General features: G+C 63.6%; 15 protein-coding genes, 1 pseudogene and 1 riboswitch. Of the genes and pseudogenes, 5 read left to right on the top strand and 11 right to left on the bottom strand.

The window, feature by feature from the left end; translation table 11 throughout:
- The coding region (locus EN939_RS04345; protein WP_164750879.1) for a helix-turn-helix transcriptional regulator at positions 1–409 on the bottom strand (409 nt) is incomplete at its 3' end.
- 255 nt (positions 410–664) lie between these two features.
- Positions 665–871: riboswitch (cobalamin riboswitch) on the top strand.
- A gap of 162 nt (positions 872–1,033) precedes the next feature.
- Between EN939_RS04345 and EN939_RS04340 the strand changes: the two genes are divergently transcribed.
- From EN939_RS04340 to EN939_RS04330, 3 genes are all read left to right on the top strand, one after another.
- Positions 1,034–1,822, top strand: coding sequence for an ABC transporter ATP-binding protein (locus EN939_RS04340; RefSeq protein WP_127267057.1), 789 nt, complete (start codon positions 1,034–1,036; stop codon positions 1,820–1,822).
- Between the two features lie 49 nt (positions 1,823–1,871).
- Positions 1,872–2,819 carry an ABC transporter substrate-binding protein gene (locus tag EN939_RS04335; protein WP_127267056.1) on the top strand — a complete coding sequence of 316 codons (948 nt, stop codon included), beginning with the start codon at positions 1,872–1,874 and terminating at the stop codon, positions 2,817–2,819.
- A 135-nt stretch (positions 2,820–2,954) separates the two neighbouring features.
- Complete coding sequence (locus EN939_RS04330; protein WP_127267061.1) at positions 2,955–3,941, top strand: FecCD family ABC transporter permease; 987 nt, start codon at positions 2,955–2,957, stop codon at positions 3,939–3,941.
- Between the two features lie 24 nt (positions 3,942–3,965).
- Here the strand turns inward: EN939_RS04330 and EN939_RS04325 are convergent, their stop codons facing one another.
- The 4 genes from EN939_RS04325 to EN939_RS04310 all read right to left on the bottom strand — a co-directional run bounded on the left by EN939_RS04325 (position 3,966) and on the right by EN939_RS04310 (position 7,565).
- Entirely contained in the window at positions 3,966–4,817 is an 852-nt protein-coding gene (locus EN939_RS04325) for a metal ABC transporter permease (protein ID WP_127267055.1), read from the bottom strand.
- Complete coding sequence (locus tag EN939_RS04320) at positions 4,814–5,674, bottom strand: metal ABC transporter permease (protein WP_127267054.1); 861 nt, start codon at positions 5,672–5,674, stop codon at positions 4,814–4,816. Before EN939_RS04320 ends, EN939_RS04325 begins: the two co-directional genes overlap by 4 nt.
- Entirely contained in the window at positions 5,671–6,531 is an 861-nt protein-coding gene (locus EN939_RS04315) for a manganese/iron ABC transporter ATP-binding protein (RefSeq protein WP_206517197.1), read from the bottom strand. Before EN939_RS04315 ends, EN939_RS04320 begins: the two co-directional genes overlap by 4 nt.
- 86 nt (positions 6,532–6,617) lie before the next feature.
- The gene (locus EN939_RS04310) at positions 6,618–7,565 is read right to left on the bottom strand and encodes a metal ABC transporter substrate-binding protein (RefSeq protein ID WP_372958876.1); all 948 of its coding nucleotides are present in this window, start codon (positions 7,563–7,565) and stop codon (positions 6,618–6,620) included.
- Between the two features lie 144 nt (positions 7,566–7,709).
- Here EN939_RS04310 and EN939_RS04305 point away from each other — a divergent pair, with 144 nt between their 5' ends.
- Entirely contained in the window at positions 7,710–8,138 is a 429-nt protein-coding gene (locus tag EN939_RS04305; protein ID WP_023813521.1) for a Fur family transcriptional regulator, read from the top strand.
- Positions 8,139–8,201: 63 nt separating this feature from the next.
- Here the strand turns inward: EN939_RS04305 and EN939_RS04300 are convergent, their stop codons facing one another.
- From EN939_RS04300 to EN939_RS04275, 6 genes and pseudogenes are all read right to left on the bottom strand, one after another.
- Entirely contained in the window at positions 8,202–9,137 is a 936-nt protein-coding gene (locus tag EN939_RS04300; RefSeq protein ID WP_127267053.1) for a phosphatidate cytidylyltransferase, read from the bottom strand.
- Entirely contained in the window at positions 9,137–9,799 is a 663-nt protein-coding gene (locus EN939_RS04295; protein WP_127267052.1) for a lysophospholipid acyltransferase family protein, read from the bottom strand. Before EN939_RS04295 ends, EN939_RS04300 begins: the two co-directional genes overlap by 1 nt.
- Positions 9,796–10,239 carry a hypothetical protein gene (locus EN939_RS04290; protein ID WP_127267051.1) on the bottom strand — a complete coding sequence of 148 codons (444 nt, stop codon included), beginning with the start codon at positions 10,237–10,239 and terminating at the stop codon, positions 9,796–9,798. The genes EN939_RS04295 and EN939_RS04290 overlap by 4 nt, the downstream gene beginning before the upstream one ends.
- A complete protein-coding gene (locus EN939_RS04285) occupies positions 10,236–11,561 on the bottom strand; it encodes a phosphatase PAP2/dual specificity phosphatase family protein (RefSeq protein ID WP_127267058.1) in 1,326 nt (441 codons plus the stop codon). Before EN939_RS04285 ends, EN939_RS04290 begins: the two co-directional genes overlap by 4 nt.
- Before the next feature lie 5 nt (positions 11,562–11,566).
- Positions 11,567–13,350: pseudogene (locus tag EN939_RS04280) on the bottom strand (bifunctional alpha/beta hydrolase/class I SAM-dependent methyltransferase).
- A 39-nt stretch (positions 13,351–13,389) separates the two neighbouring features.
- Complete coding sequence (locus tag EN939_RS04275) at positions 13,390–13,998, bottom strand: CDP-alcohol phosphatidyltransferase family protein (protein WP_127267050.1); 609 nt, start codon at positions 13,996–13,998, stop codon at positions 13,390–13,392.
- A 194-nt stretch (positions 13,999–14,192) separates the two neighbouring features.
- Between EN939_RS04275 and EN939_RS04270 the strand changes: the two genes are divergently transcribed.
- Positions 14,193–14,672: a MarR family winged helix-turn-helix transcriptional regulator gene (locus tag EN939_RS04270; protein ID WP_127267049.1), complete on the top strand. Its 480-nt coding sequence runs from the start codon at positions 14,193–14,195 to the stop codon at positions 14,670–14,672.
- Positions 14,673–14,746 lie beyond the last annotated feature (74 nt).

Genomic DNA, 14,746 nt, shown 5'->3' with positions numbered 1-14,746 from the left:
GGAACGGCCGGCTGGTCTCGAAACGCGGCGGTTCGAGATTGGTGAGGAGGGACTGGTCCATCAGGATCGGCTCCACGAGGTCGAGCTTGTCGAGTGTGCCCTGCGCGCGCACCAGTTCCGGCGTGGTGCCGAACTGATCGCGGAAGGCACGGGTGAACGCCTCATGCGAGTTGTAGCCGGCGTCGAGCGCGACGGCGAGGATGTCGGGCGCCCCGCCCGCCAGCTTGCGCGCCGCCTCGGTCAGCCGGCGTGAGCGCATGTAGCCCATCACCGACCGGCCGGTGGCGGCGCCGAAGGCGCGCGTCACATGAAAACGCGACACGCCGCTGTTTTGCGCGACATCATCAAGCGAGATCGCCTCCGGCAGATGGCTTTCGACGAACCACAGCGCTTTCTCGGTCGGGTCCATTTTCTCCTCGCATTGGCCAGATCATCCTGCCGTTTCCTGGCGCAGCCAGTTTGATCGAAATTGCGCATCCCGTGCAATCTGCGCCGATGCCGGTCGCCATCCGGCCAACCGCCCCATGAGCTTTCGCTTGACAGCGACCGGCGTCATCTCTTAGGTATGTTATATTATTACATAAAGAGAGCATGCGATGCCTGTTTCCCTTAGCTGGCCCACCACTCCGTCCGAGAAATCCATTGCGAAGCGATCGGCGCAAATCTACGCTGAAGCGGTGATGGTCCCCGAGTCGAAAGGCGAGGGGTGAAAAGGGAACACGGTGAGGCCTGCTCAGGTCGAGACCGTGGCTGCCCCCGCAACTGTAAGCGGCGAGCAAAATCCGTGAATGCCACTGGCCGGCAAGGCTGGGAAGGCTGGATGGCGCAACGACCCGTGAGCCAGGAGACCTGCCATCACTGAGTTGACCGGACGGGGTGTGCCGGGAGGAAACGCGAATCCCGGTCTTGTCGGCCGGTTCGCCAGCTTCCTTCCGTCGCCAGTTTTGGAAAGTGACGGAAAGTTGGACGGCTCCATCCATCGCATCGTCGTATATACGCTTTGCCGTCCCGGCAAGCCGGCGGGCAGCAGCCGATGACCGTAGCGCTTCTCGAAGCCCGTGACCTCTGCGTCACGGCGAATGGGCGGGATCTGGTTCAGGCGGTCAGCTTCTCGGTGGCCGCCGGCGATCGCCTTGCCATCATCGGTCCCAACGGCGCCGGCAAGACGACGCTGCTGCGCATGCTGTCGGGCATGCTGCGTCCGAGCTCCGGCGAGGTGAAGCTCGGCGGGCGCCGCCTGGACAGGATTTCAGCCGCCGAACGGGCGCTGCACATTGCCGTGGTCGGCCAGACCGACCAGCCCGATCCGCGGCTGGCGGTGATCGACTATGTCGAGCTTGGCCGGGTTCCGCACGCCGGGCTGCGGCGCAGGAGCGAGGAGCGCGAGATCGTCGTCGATGCACTGCGCCGGACCGGCCTGCTGCCGCTATTTGGCCGCACCATCGGCTCGCTGTCGGGCGGCGAGCGCCAGCGCGCCCAACTTGCGCGCGCCATCGCCCAGCAGCCAAAAATCCTGTTCCTCGACGAGCCGACCAACCATCTCGACCCGCGTGCCCGCGGCGAACTGCTCGACCTCGTGGCAGGCTTCGAGATGACGGTGATCGCGGTGCTGCACGATCTGGCGCTGGTGGCACCGTTCGCCACCAGGGTGGCGGTGATGAACCATGCCCGTCTGCAAGCGCTCGCCGCACCGCGCGAAGCCCTGACCCAAAAGCTGATCCGCGAGATTTTCGGCATCGATGTGCTGCGTCTGCGCCATCCGACCGAAGACCGCGAACTGACGGTGTTCGATGTGCCGAACCGTGCCGCGCCGCCGACGTGATTGAAGCCATCTCGTAGTCGACCCAATCCCATCCACAAGGAGCAAACCCGTGAAACGCCTGGCCTTTTCGCTTGTCTTCTCGCTGCTGGCCTCGACAGCCCTGGCCTTCCCGGTCACGGTCGACAGCTGCGGCAAGCCGCTGACCTTCGATGCGCCGCCGAAGCGCGCCGTCATCCAGGATCTCAACATGGCCGAGATGGCTTTCGCGCTGAAACTGCAGCCGTCGATCGTCGGCCTGACCGGCATCACCGGATGGTACAAGGTGGGTCCCGAATTCAAGGCCGAGCAGGGTTCGATCCCGGAACTGGCGCCGAAATATCCGACGCTCGAAAACCTCGTCGCGGTCGAGCCGGATTTCTTCTTCGCCGGCTGGTATTACGGCATGAAGCCGGGCGGCGAGGTGACACCCGATACGCTTGCTCCGCACGGCATCAAGACGCTGGTGCTGACGGAAAGCTGCGTCCATCTCGACAAGAGCCGCCCAGCCGCCTCGATGGACCTGCTCTATGGCGACGTCGAAAAGCTGGGCAAGATTTTCGGCAAGGAGGCCGAGGCGGAGAAGCTTGTCTCCGGCTGGAAGAAGCAGCTCGCCGACATCACCGCCAAGGTCGGCAACGGCAAGGGTACGCGAGTGTTTCTCTATGATTCCGGCGAGGACAAACCGTTCACAGCAGGCAAGTTCGCCATCCCCAGCGCCATGATATCAGCCGCCGGCGGCGACAACATCATGGGCGACATGGAGACCAGCTGGGGCAACACGGACTGGGAAACGGTGGCGTCGCGCAATCCGCAATTCCTCATCCTGCTCGATTACCAGGACGGCGGCGGCTACAGGAAACTGCTTGATTTCCTGAAGTCCCACCCGGCGATGAAAGAAACGGACGCGGTCAAGAACGAGCGCTTCGTCGCCCTGCGCTATGCCGAACTGACACCCGGACCCGCCAATATCGAAGCGATCGACAAAATCGCCAAGGCCATGCATCCGGAAGCGTTTTGATGCCTGTCGCCCAAAAGTGCGCAGCGGTTTTGGGGCAACGACATGCATGAGCAAAAGATCCTGGAAGTGCGTCGCACGCGTCCTGACAGACACGACGCATTTCCAGGTTTGCGCCATCCGGCATTCGCACTGGCCATGCTGGTGGGAGCGGCGGCGATCGCCGCTCTCGCTCTGCTGTCGATCGCCTATGGCTCGACGTTGATTCCGTTGGCCGACGTCGTTGCCTCGCTTGGCCGTGCGATTGGCTTCAGCGGGCACGACGTGTCCGGGCCGGTAGGCAAGATCGTCGTCGACCTGCGGCTGCCGCGCACGATCCTGGCCATCTGCGTCGGGGCCGGTCTCGGCGTCGTCGGTGCGCTGCTGCAGACGGTGACCCGCAACGACCTTGCCGACCCGTTCCTGTTCGGCCTGTCGTCGGGCGCCGCCGCGGGTGCGGTTTCCGTCATCACCGTCTTCGGAGACAGTTTCGGCATCTGGACATTGCCGGTCGCGGCCTTCACCGGCGGCATATTGGCTGCCGGTGTCGTCCTGCTGCTGGTTGCGCGGGTGAGGGGGCAAGGCCCGGAGCGGCTGATCCTTGCCGGCCTTGCCGTGTCCTTCATGTTCACCGCCTTGACCAATTATCTTGTCTTTGCCGGCGACCAGCGCGCCGCGCACTCCGTGCTGTTCTGGACCATGGGTGGGCTCGGCCTGGCGCGCTGGGACAATATCTGGCTCGGCGCCTTGGGTGCGGGCACTATCCTGGCTTACGCGCTGTGGAACCACCGCCGGCTCGATGCTTTCCTGGCCGGCGAAAACGCCGCCGAAAGCCTGGGCGTGCCGGTGGCGCGGATGCGAAGGATGACCTTTCTCGTCGCCGCCTTCTCGACGGCGATCCTGGTCTCGGTCGCCGGCGTCATCGGCTTCGTCGGGCTGATGATCCCGCATCTGTCGCGGCCGCTGGCGGGCCCCTTGCACCTGCGCCTGGTTGCCAGCTGCGCCGTGTTCGGCGCGGTGCTGTTGCTGGCCAGCGACCTTCTGGCCCGAACGCTGCTGCCGCCGCAGGAACTGCCGATCGGCATCATCACCAGCTCGGTCGGCGCGTTCTTCGTCGTCACCATGCTGATCCGCAACCGGCTTTAAGCGTGGCCTCGGTCAGGGTCGCGATTACTCTCCCGAAATGCCCAGTTGCACCTGTTGCTTTGGGCGCTTCGACTGGAACAGGGCAAGCAAAAAAACGCCGGCCTGAACCACGACGATGGTCGGACCCGTGGCTGCGTCGATGTGATAGCTGAGGATCGTTCCCACGACGCTCGACCCGATGGCGGCCGCGGCAGCAATGGCGAGCATCCGCTCAAAGCTCTTCGTCAAAAGAAAACCGATCGCTCCCGGCGCGATCAGCATGGCGATGACAAGGATGATCCCGACAGCCTTCAGCGAGGCCACGATGGTCAACGCGAGCAGCGTCAAGAGCCCGAAATGCAGCAGATTGACGGGCAGGCCGATCGCGCGCGCATGGGCCGGATCGAAACAATAGAGCAGCAGATCCTTGCGTTTTGCCAGAACGATGAGGATCGCCGGCACGACGATGATCGCCGCCTCGATCACGTCGCGCCACTGGACGCCGAGCATGTTGCCGAACAGGATATGATTGAGATGCTGGTCGGTCTCGACCTTGACGAACAGAACCAGGCCAAACGCGAACATGCCTGAGAAGACGATGCCCATGACTGCGTCCTCCTTGATCCGGCTGTGCTGCTTGAGGTAGCCCGTCGCCAAAGCGCAGCCAAGCCCTGCCACGAATGCGCCGAAGGCAAGCGGGATCCCGGCGATATAGGCGAGCACAATACCCGGAAGCACGGCATGCGAAACGGCGTCGCCCATCAGCGACCAGCCCTTCAGGACGAGATAGCAGGACAACACCGCGCAGATGGCGCCGACCAGAATGGCGACGGTGAGACCGCGACGCATGAACTCATGGCTGAGCGGTTCGGCGATCCAGGACCAGATTGTCATCATGACGCGACCTGGGATGCGGCACGTGCCGCCCGGCGCGCGGCGAGACGGCCATGTTTGGGTGCGAAGACGAAGGCAGTCAGAAAGACCACGGTCTGCAGCACCACGATCAGTCCGCCAGTCGCGCCATCGAGAAAGAAGCTGAGATAGGCGCCGACCGCGCTCGTCGCCGCGCCGATCGCCATCGCGAGCAGGATCATGACGCCGAACCGATCGGTAAGCAGATAGGCGGTGGCACCAGGCGTTACCACCATCGCGATCACGAGGATCGCGCCGACGGTCTGGAGCGCGGCGACGATGCAGGCGCTGAGCAGCACGAAGAACAGGACCCGCAACCGCCACGGATTCAGGCCGACGCCGCGCGCATGGTTCTCATCGAAGAACACCAGCATCATATCCTTCCATCGAAGCCCCAATACAGCCAGCGAAACCGCTGCGATGAGGATGACCTGGGTTACATCCTCGTCGGAGATTGCGAGGATGTTGCCGAGTACGATGGACTGGATGTTTACGGAGGTCGGACTGATCGACGCAATCAGCAGCCCGCCAGCGAACAGCGTTGTAAAGACAAGGCCGATCACGGCGTCCTCGCGAAGTTGCGTCACGCGCCGCACCAAGGTGATGCCGAGTGCGGCGATGAGGCCGGAGGCGAATGCGCCGGCGGCATAGGGAAGGGCCAGCATGTAGGCGGCCGCAACGCCCGGCACCACCGAGTGGGCAAGCGCGTCGCCCATCAGGGCCCAGCCCTTGAGTATGAGATAGCAGGACAGGAACGCGCAGACCATGCCGACCAGGGCGCTGACCCAGATGGCCTTGGCCATGTAGTTGTAGGTGAAGGGTTCCAGCAGGATGTCAATCACGGGGCTGGCGATCCGCTGTCGGGCTTCATCATCTTCTCTTGATCGCGCTCGCCGTAAAGCACCAGAGGGCGCTCGTCATCGGTCAGCACGGTCAGGTGGCGAGCGTCGGGGTCGTCGTGAAGATCGGCGCCGCCGAGGCGTAGATGCCTCAGCACGCCGCCAAAAGCTTTCGCAAGATTGGCTTGCGTAAACGTTGTCTCTGTCGGTCCGAAGGCCAGCACCGTCTTGTTGAAGATGACGACATGGTCGCAGAAATTGACGATGCTGCCGAGATTGTGCGTCGACACCAACATCAGCTTGCCGTCGTCGCGCATCGACCGAAGGAGATCGATGATCGCTGCTTCGGTCTGCACGTCGACGCCGGTGAACGGCTCGTCGAGCAGGATGATCTCGCCGCCCTGCGCCAGAGCGCGCGCCAGGAACACGCGCTTCTTCTGGCCGCCGCTCAGTTCGCCGATCTGGCGCTTGCGAAAATCGGTCATGCCGACCCGTTCCAGCGCCGCGTCGACCGCCATGCGATCGGCTCTGCGTGGGATACGCAGAAAATTCATGTGGCCATAGCGGCCCATCATGACGACATCTTCCACCAGCACCGGAAAGTTCCAGTCGACATCCTCGCTCTGCGGCACATACGCTACCAGGCCGCGCTTCAGCGCTGCGTGGACCGGCAATCCGGCGATAAGCACTGTTCCGGTCGACGGCGTCAGGAAGCCCATCAGCGCCTTGAACAGCGTCGATTTGCCGGAGCCGTTGACGCCGACCAGCGCGCAGATGGTGGAGGCGCCGAGCCTGAAAGAGGCGGAGTGTACGGCCGTGACCCCGCTTGAATAGCTGACGGTGACGTCGTCCACGTCGATGGAGGCAACGACCCGGCCGCTACCGGTCGATGTTCGATCATGGCTGCCCTGGACGCTGTCCGGAGCGAGCGCGGTGCGAACCCCGGTCACCCGCCGAACCCCTGGACGATAGTCTCGACGGTGGTTTCGAGAAGCTTCAGATAGGTCGGAACCGGGCCGTCTTCCTCGCTCAGCGAATCGACGTAGAGAACGCCTCCATAGGTGGCTCCGGTTTCGCGCGCGACTTGCTTGGCCGCCTTGTCCGAAATGGTGCTTTCGCTGAACACCACCGGAATCTTGTTCTCGCGCACCAGGTCGATGAGCTTGCGCGCCTGTTGCGGAGTGCCTTGCTGGTCGGCGTTGATCGGCCACAGATAGGCTTCGCGCAGATCGAAGTCGCGTGCCAGGTAGCTGAAAGCGCCTTCGCTTGTAACCAGCCAGCGTTGGTCCGTGGGGATCGCCGACAGGCGCTTGCGCATGGGCTCGTCGATTGCCTTGATCTTTTCCGAATAGGCGGCGGCGTTGGCGGCATAGACCTGGGCGTTTGCCGGATCCGCCTTGGACAGCGCCTTGCGGATGTTCTCGACATAGATGAGGGCGTTCTTCGGCGACATCCACGCATGCGGATTGGGCTTGCCTTCGTAGGGCCCCTCCTTGATCCCCATCGGCTCGACACCGTCCGTGACGACGGCGCTCGGCACGTTCTTCACGTTGTCGAAGAATTTCTCGAACCAGCGTTCGAGGTTCATGCCGTTCCAGAGCACGAGGTCGGCCGATTGCGCCTTCACCACGTCGAGCGGCGTCGGCTGATAGTCGTGGATTTCGGCGCCGGGCTTGGTCACCGACTCTACGATTGCCGCGGTCCCGGCTACGTTTTGCGCGATATCCTGGATGATCGTGAACGTCGTCACGACGCGCAGAACCTTCCCTGCCGCAGGCTGGGTCTCCTGTGCCATGACCGGAACGAGGCTCGCCATCGTCGCAAAACCGATGGCCACAAGGCCGCCAAGCGCCCGCAGCATCGTCCTGCGGGTTGGGGAAGCAGAAACAGTCATCGGATGCCTTTCGACTGGAGTTGATCGTCGCCCATGCGCTGCTCACGTCATGCTAATGCGTTTGATTTGCATCTAATATTGCAGTTGCAACTGATTTGCAAGTAGCTAATTGCAGTCGCGTGGCAACGCGGCTAAGTATGGCGGATGAAAGCGGATAACGACCTTTTCGAGCGATTCCGGAGCAATTTGAAAGCCGCCGGTGTCCGGATGACCGAACAACGCAAGGTGATCTTGCGGCTGCTGGCGGATGCGCACGACCATCCGGACGCGAACGAATTGTATTCTCGTGCCCACCAGATCGACGGCAGCATTTCCTTGTCGACCGTCTACCGGACGTTGCGGCTCCTGGAGGAGAAAGGCGCCATCCAGCGTCATGCCTTCGACGAGGGCCGCGCCCGGTTCGAAAACGCGGACCGTGAACATCACGACCATCTCATCGACCTCGACACCGGTCAGGTGATCGAGTTCCGTTCCGACAAAATCGAGAAACTGCAGGCCGAGATAGCGTCGGAGCTTGGCTTCGAAATCGTCCGCCACAAGCTGGAACTGTATGTCAGGAAACGCGCCAAATAGCGTGGTTTCTGGTCGTCACCATGCTGATCCGGGTCTGATCGCGGCGGGCAAGACGCCGCCGGCTCAGACCGTCCAGAAATAGCGCACGATGTGGAAGAACACCGGGGCGGCGAAGACCAGGCTGTCGGTGCGGTCCATCATGCCGCCATGGCCTTCGATCAGATGGCCCCAGTCCTTGACGCCCTGATCGCGCTTGATGGCCGAGGCGACCAGCCCGCCGAGAAATCCCATCGAGCAGGCGACGAAGGCCACGGCTGCTGCCTGCAGCGGCGAGAAGGGTGTCACGAAGGATAGCAGCGCGCCGAGCAGGCTCGCCGACACCAGTCCGCCGATCAGCCCTTCCCAGGTTTTCGACGGCGAGACGTTCGGCGAAAAACGGTGTTTTCCAAACAGCTTGCCGAAGATGTACTGCAGCACGTCGCTGCCTTGCACGACGATGATCAGGAACGCGATCAGCAGCAGGGTGCGGCCTTCGAAGCCCGGCACCTCGAGTGTCAGCAGGGCAGGGACATGGCTGACGCAATAGACCGAGATCATCACCGCCCATTGCTGCGCGGCGATGCGCTCGAGGAAGCGTTCAGTGTCGCCATGCAGCGCCGTGATGGCCGGCATCAGCAGGAAGCAATAGACCGGAATGAAGATGACGAAGAGCCCGTACCAGGCGGTCCACACCAGCCAATATTGAAACGGTATGATGATGCCGAACATGCCGAGCAGCACCCAATGGTCGCTGCGGCGGGTGTGCGTCAGCGTCACGAATTCGCGCAGCGCGGCGAAGGAGATCAGAGCGAACAGGATGGTCATCCCGTAACGCCCGAAGAAGAAGGCGACCGTCATCAGCGCCACCATCACCCACCAGGCGTTGATCCGCTGGCTGAGATTGACCAGCGTTGAGCTAAGCGGCTTCGGCGCTCGCGCCGAAAGGATGGTCGCGACGATGCTGGCGGTGGTCAAAACCGCCAGCAGGCCGATGATCAGAATGGAGATTTCGTGGCGCATCAATCGTCTCGCTCGGGACGCGGGTTGAGCGCCAGAAGCGCGGCGTGGGCGCGTTCGAGGAAGGCGCGGCGTTCTTCGCCCGGACCGATCGCCACCGGCGCGCCGAAGACGACGCGGCACAGCAGCGGCACCGGCAGGAACTGGCCCTTGGGCAGCACGCGCGACATGTTCTCGATCCAGCACGGGATCAGCTCGACCTGAGGCCGCGCCGTCGACAGATTGTAGAGCCCGGAGCGGAAGGCCAGCAGCGGCTCTTCGGTCATGTTGCGTGTGCCTTCGGGAAACAGGATCAGCGAGTGGCCCTGGTCGAGAACCGACAGCATGATCTCGATCGGGTTTTCCTCAGGTCTCGTCCACTGCCGGTTGATGAGCACCGACGACAGCATGTCCTGCGCGATGAAGCGGCGCAGCCGCGACTTCCCCCAATATTCGCCTGCGGCAACAGCATGGGTGATCGCGCGCTCGCTTTCGCTGAGACAGGCCGACAGCAGGATAAAGTCGCCATGGCTGGTGTGGTTGGCGAAATAGATGCGCTGGCGGTCGGAGGGCAGGCTGCCGTTCCAGATCGGACGCACGCCCGTCACCATCCGGGCCAGCGCCGAGAGGCCGACGGAGGTTACCGTCTGCAGCAAGGTGAAGGTCTTGAGCGAAAGCCTGTTCATCGCGGCGCCCAAAACCCTGACGCCAGAAGTGCTGCGGCGAACAGAGCCAGGGCGGCGCGCTGCTTGAACAGTAGGCGACGCGTGCCAGCAATGCGGTCATCGAGCGAGCGTGTCGCGGGCGGGGCCGTTTTCAGGCGCATGCGCGCCAGCATGTCGTCCACCGCGGCACCGCCGGAAGCTTCGTCATCATGGCCAGCCATGACCCGGAACAACAGGGCGTCGAATGCCAGCAATGCCGACAGCGCCAGAACGGCGACAGCGCTCGCGGCTGTGATCGACAGCGCAACGGCCGCCGGCAAAGTCTCGAAGCCGCCGCGCGTCGAGGCAGCCAGCGGCGCAAGGATATTTGCCGCCACCACGATTGCGGCAGGCCACGCTGCCTGCCGCATCAGCATGCCGGCGAAGCGGTCGGTGCGGTCCTGATAGGCATTGCCGGTCATGACGCCGCCGGATCCGTGGCTTCTGCGAGATGAACCGGCCGGCCGAGGGCCGCGAGCATTTCGCGGGCAAGCGCCGGCGTCTTGGCCCTGCCGGTCGCCACCAGCCATTCGGCGACGACGCCGGCGCTGCGCTGGAAGCCGAGCGCGCAGCACACCAGCACGGTGCCGTCGCGGCGCGCACTCTCCAGCGCGCCGGCTGCCTGTTGCCGTATCGCCACTGGCGGCGGCAACAGGTCGACCATCGGAAAGCTGATCCAGCGGCAATCGGCTGCCGCAGGCCTCTTAAGTTCGGCGGCGAGATCGATGACCGTGCCGAAGCTGCTGGCCTCGCGTGCCGTGGGAAAGCGCCCGAGAAAGACGCCGTCGGCAATCGCCACCTGGGGAGCAAGTTTGCGCGTCCAGGCCCATATGTTGGCCCTGGCGCCGAGACGGTAAGGCAAGAGCAGGACACGGCTTGCGAGCGTGATGCTGCCATCGGCGGATTTCTGGAACACTTTTTCGCCTGCTCCTGCATAGGCGAAGGCGACGATGGCCAGCGCCAGCGCCGGCCAAAGCAGGAAGAGCGCGACGGCGCAGAACAAGGCGCCGAGCGCTGCACCGGCCAGCGCGAGGACCGCGCCCAGAGCGTAGAACCGCGCCAGCCGCCGCGCTTTCACATCGCTGGTCAGCCGGAAGCCTGAAAACGGCAACGCGCCGCTGCGCGGAAACAGCCACAGCGCAAAGAACCCGAGCAGCGCGCCGGTCGGAATGTCGATGAAGTGATGCTGCCAGGTCGTCAGCACCGAGGCACCGATCAGGAAGCTCCAGCCATGCCAGAGCGGCAGGAGCAACCCGCGGAGCCGGTGGCGCCAATGATCCCAGATGATCACCAAAAGGGCGATGTGCAGCGAGGGTGCCTGGTTGAACGGCTTGTCGAAACCGCCGAGCACGGCAAACAGGAAGCCCGGCAGGCCGGTCGTCGCCGGTCGCACGAATGTCGCGGTCAGCGGGAACAGGATGAAGCAGATAACGGCGACGACCTGCGCGGTGAGATAGCGCCCGGCCAGGCGGTCGACGCCTTGCTTGTCGTTGTTGAGCAGCAGCGACAGGCCATAGAACAGATTGATCGACCAATAGGGCACGATGGTCCAGGCGACGAACGGAATGCTGTGTTCCCACGAGAACACGATGCTGCCGACCTCGTCGCGCCGCGAGGCCAGCCAGTTGGCGAAGCCGTAGCTGAGATAGAAGAACGGCGCCAGGAAGGCCAGCCACAGCGCCGCCCTGACGATCACCCGTCCATAAGGCTCGGTGCGCGCGGTGGGGGCAGGCGATGAGACCATGCTGTTCAGCGGCGCCGCGCGACCGAGACGGTGAAGATGCCCCATTGGTCGATGCGCTGGTCGAGTTTTTCGAAACCGGCGGCTTCGACGAGCTGGTCCATCTCACCCTGCGTGCGCCGCCGCATCACCCAGGCCTCGCCGCCGCGATGCGAAGTCAGGCTGCGGGCGATCATCTCGAGCTGCGGATGCCAGGGCTGGTTGGTGTAGAGCAACAGGCTTCCCGGCTGCATGGCGCTGGCCAATCCACCGAGCGAGCGGGCTATCATCGCATTGTCGGAGAACAACTCGTAAAGGCCGGAAACGATGGCAAGATCCGGAGCCGGATCGATCGATGCGAGCATGTCGGCATCGAAGGCGTCGGCGCGCTGGAATGAGACATCAGCCGGCAATTGCCGCTCGGCGATCAGCTTGCGGCCAAGCTCGACGTTGAGGTCGGAATAATCCTGCAGGCGAACGCTCGCCGGCTGATCGGGGCTCTTCACGATGGCATCGAGAACATAGCGGCCATGGCCGGCCGCGATGTCGAGAATGTGCACCGGCCGGCCAGCGGCCTTGAGCGTCGCCAGGCAAGAGCCGATGAGCTCTTCGAGATGCAGCTTGCGCTGGCGGATGCCGCGCCAGCCAATGGCCTCCAGGAAAATGCGGTCGACGACGCGGCCAAGAGGCGTAAGCCCGCGCGCATTGTTCTCGTAGACGTAGTCGAGCGTCGAGCCGGAATCGAAGCCGGTGGTCACGCCGGCCTTCATACCTTGCGAGACCCAGGCGCCCATGCGGATGGAGGCACGGCTGAATGCCCAATAGAGGCCCTTTGGCGACATCAGAGCGAGCGGCGAGGCAAGCCTATCGGCCTCGTCGCGTGTGTAGCCGGCGATGTCCGCCTGCTTCAGGTCGACCGGCGCATCGGCTGCCTCGAACTGCCTGGCCAGGAATGGCCGGATCAGGTCGAGGGCCTGCGCCCTGTCGCGCTCGCCCAGCGTGTCGTGGAAGAAACCAGGCAGCACATGGCGTTCCTTGGTGCGGCTGCCGAGATTGACGAAGAACTCATGCTGCGGGCCGTGGCGCACGACCCAGTCGCTGCCGAAAGCAGAAGCTGCGTCGGCACGGTGATGGCGCGGGCGTCACTGACGATGCGTGCGGCATGCTGGTAGAGTTCGACCAGTATGTTGGAGGCGATCGGCCGCGTGATCAGCGGATCGCTCTCGAAAGAGGCGATGCGCACGGGATCATGGGTCAGGAATTTCGCCTTGACGTAGGAATTGACGAAGAAGCGGCCCTTGATCTTCTGCCAGAGTGCGATGCCCTCCTTGGCGAAGGGCACGTAGAGTTTTACCGAGAAGGCCGGTGAGGCCAGCACCATGGCGCGCAGCTTCGGCGCATAGTCATGCACCCAGGCGGCAGCCAGCACGGCGCCGAAGGATTGTGCGATCAGCGCGATATCCCGAGTGGCAAAGCCATCCCTGGCAGCGGTCTCGCGCATGAAGCAGTCGATGTCGCGCACCAGCGCCGAGAAGGAGGGCGCATAGCCGCGCTCGCCGGACGAGCGGCCATTGCCGCGGGCATCCCAGGCATAGAAGGCGTGGTCCGGCATCTGCAATTCATCGACGAGATGGGCCATGCGGCCGCCATGCTCGTGGCCGCGATGGAAGAGCACCACTGCGCCCTTGGCATCGGCGGAGGCCGCCGGCCAGAATCGGTAGAAGATCTCCGTCCCGTCATGGCTGCGGAAAACCCGCTCCTGTGCTTGCCGCGCAAGGCTTTCCGTGGCCGCGGCGGCGATCGGTTCGTGCATCATGGTCTTCCCCTCTGGCGGCATGGCGAGCCTCGATGCTCAGCTGGCGCTGCCAATAATGCCGGCGCGTATCCGGTTTATGGCGGTCAGCAGCGAAAGCGTTGCCATGGCCGGAAACACAAACGGCGTTATCGATGCCGGCCACAGCCCGGCGGCACACAGCGTGGCGACGACGCCGAGCGCCAGCGCCCTGTCGCTCTTGCCGAACGGCCCGGCATAATTACGCCCGACCTTGGCAGCGATGCCGAGCACGCCGGCGAACTCGGTCAGCACGGCCGATATCGCGAAGGCGACGACGCCCCATGCGCCAAATTCGGGAAAGACGGCAAAAGGGAGAATCAGCGCGAGGTCCGAAACGACGTCGCACAACTCGTTCAGATACATGCCAAGCGTCGAGGCTTGGCCATGCTCGCGCGCCAGCATGCCGTCCACGGCATTCAACGCCATGCGCACGAACATCACCGCGGGGATAAGCAACAGCAGCCAGCGCCATTCGTGCCAGATCGCAATGGCCGCGCCGGCGGCTATCGACATCGCGGCCGCCAGGATGGTTATGCTGTTTGCCGTGACCCCGATTGCCGCCAGCCGGTTGACCAGCGGCCGCAGTCGACCCTGGAAGGCCGGCTTGAGAGCGTAAAGCGTCGGCATGCGTTGATCCCCCGATCCTGTTCAGCGGCTGTACATCAATATGCCAGACGCGACCAGTGTAGAGGCGGCGCGGCCATCATGCGTTCGCAAATCGCTAACCATGATTGGTCCGGCAAAGCTGCCATGCACATTTGCCGGCTTCTCGTGCAACGCGGCGTCTTGAATAGTAAGCACGCTTATTATATATCTCGCTCATGGTTTCCGATGGCATCGACAGATTGGGCTTCTTGATCCACGACGTGCAGCGCTTGATGCGCAAGCGCTTCGAGGCGAGGGCCAGTGGCTTGGGGCTTTCTTCGGCGCAATGGCGGCTTCTGGTCCGCGTTGCCAAGGAAGACGGTGTCGCGCAGGCGCGGCTGGCCGAACTTCTCGAAATCGAGCCGATCAGCGTTTCGCGCCTGGTCGACCGCATGGAAGAGGGAGGCTGGATCGAGCGTCGGTCCGACGCCGCCGATCGTCGCGTCCGCATGATCTTCCTGACGCCCAAGGCAAGCGATGCCTACGCCGTGATCAAGAGCATTGCCGGAGAAGTCTATGAGGAATCGCTGGTCGGCGTGAAGCCGGAAGCCCGTCGCGTCCTCATCGAAGGGCTTGAGGCGATGGTCCGCAACCTGACCGACGACGAGACGCCGTCCATTGAAAAAGTGAAGAATATAGAGGGCGCAGCAGCATGAACGCGGTAGCCAAGATAGACGAGAAAGTGACCGAACTGGACATGGAAGCGCCGGCGCAGCCGGCCGCGGCCCCG

Origin of the sequence: Mesorhizobium sp. M7A.F.Ca.CA.002.05.1.1 (assembly GCF_003998335.1) — a bacterium.
In the GTDB taxonomy this organism is placed as follows: domain Bacteria; phylum Pseudomonadota; class Alphaproteobacteria; order Rhizobiales; family Rhizobiaceae; genus Mesorhizobium.
This window is presented reverse-complemented; position numbering and strand designations above follow the sequence as displayed.

Bases quoted from the DNA above. Each gene is read 5' to 3' on its own strand.
- EN939_RS04340 (WP_127267057.1), top strand. From the start codon at position 1,034: ATGACCGTAGCGCTTCTCGAAGCCCGTGACCTCTGCGTCACGGCGAAT.
- EN939_RS04330 (WP_127267061.1), top strand. From the start codon at position 2,955: ATGCTGGTGGGAGCGGCGGCGATCGCCGCTCTCGCTCTGCTGTCGATC.
- EN939_RS04325 (WP_127267055.1), bottom strand. From the start codon at position 4,817: ATGATGACAATCTGGTCCTGGATCGCCGAACCGCTCAGCCATGAGTTC.
- EN939_RS04310 (WP_372958876.1), bottom strand. From the start codon at position 7,565: ATGACTGTTTCTGCTTCCCCAACCCGCAGGACGATGCTGCGGGCGCTT.
- EN939_RS04305 (WP_023813521.1), top strand. From the start codon at position 7,710: ATGAAAGCGGATAACGACCTTTTCGAGCGATTCCGGAGCAATTTGAAA.
- EN939_RS04300 (WP_127267053.1), bottom strand. From the start codon at position 9,137: ATGCGCCACGAAATCTCCATTCTGATCATCGGCCTGCTGGCGGTTTTG.
- EN939_RS04295 (WP_127267052.1), bottom strand. From the start codon at position 9,799: ATGAACAGGCTTTCGCTCAAGACCTTCACCTTGCTGCAGACGGTAACC.
- EN939_RS04290 (WP_127267051.1), bottom strand. From the start codon at position 10,239: ATGACCGGCAATGCCTATCAGGACCGCACCGACCGCTTCGCCGGCATG.
- EN939_RS04285 (WP_127267058.1), bottom strand. From the start codon at position 11,561: ATGGTCTCATCGCCTGCCCCCACCGCGCGCACCGAGCCTTATGGACGG.
- EN939_RS04275 (WP_127267050.1), bottom strand. From the start codon at position 13,998: ATGCCGACGCTTTACGCTCTCAAGCCGGCCTTCCAGGGTCGACTGCGG.
- EN939_RS04270 (WP_127267049.1), top strand. From the start codon at position 14,193: ATGGTTTCCGATGGCATCGACAGATTGGGCTTCTTGATCCACGACGTG.